We start from the raw sequence: 332 nt of genomic DNA, 5'->3' as shown, positions 1-332 counted from the left end.
AGAGGGAAAGAAAAGAAGAGAGGAAGAGAGAGAAAGAAGGGGAGAAAGGGGGAGAGAAGGAAGGGGGGGAGGAGGGAAGAGGAGAAGAGGGAAGAAAAAGAAGGAGGGAAGGGGGGAGGAAGAGGAAAGGAAAGGAAGAGAGAGGAAAAAGAAGAGGAAGGAAGAAAGAGGAAAGGGAGGGAGGGGAGGGGAAAAAAAAAGGAAGGGGGGAAAGAGGAAAGGAGAAGAGGAGGAAGGAAAGGAGAAGGGGGAGGCGGCAAACAGACAGGGGAAGCGGACAAATAGACTGGAAAAGAGGCGAAGAGAGTGGCGGGTTTTTCAAATAGGCATGA

Annotated in this window: 1 protein-coding gene; it reads left to right on the top strand. The window is 51.2% G+C overall.

Annotated elements, in window-relative coordinates; genetic code table 11:
• The coding region (locus tag NR125_RS29485) for a hypothetical protein (RefSeq protein WP_256816911.1) at positions 1–326 on the top strand (326 nt) is incomplete at its 5' end.
• Positions 327–332: the final 6 nt, after the last annotated feature.

This window comes from Cytobacillus sp. Bac17, from assembly GCF_024519925.1.
Taxonomy (GTDB): Bacteria; Bacillota; Bacilli; order Bacillales; family Cytobacillaceae; genus Cytobacillus; species Cytobacillus pseudoceanisediminis.
This window is presented reverse-complemented; position numbering and strand designations above follow the sequence as displayed.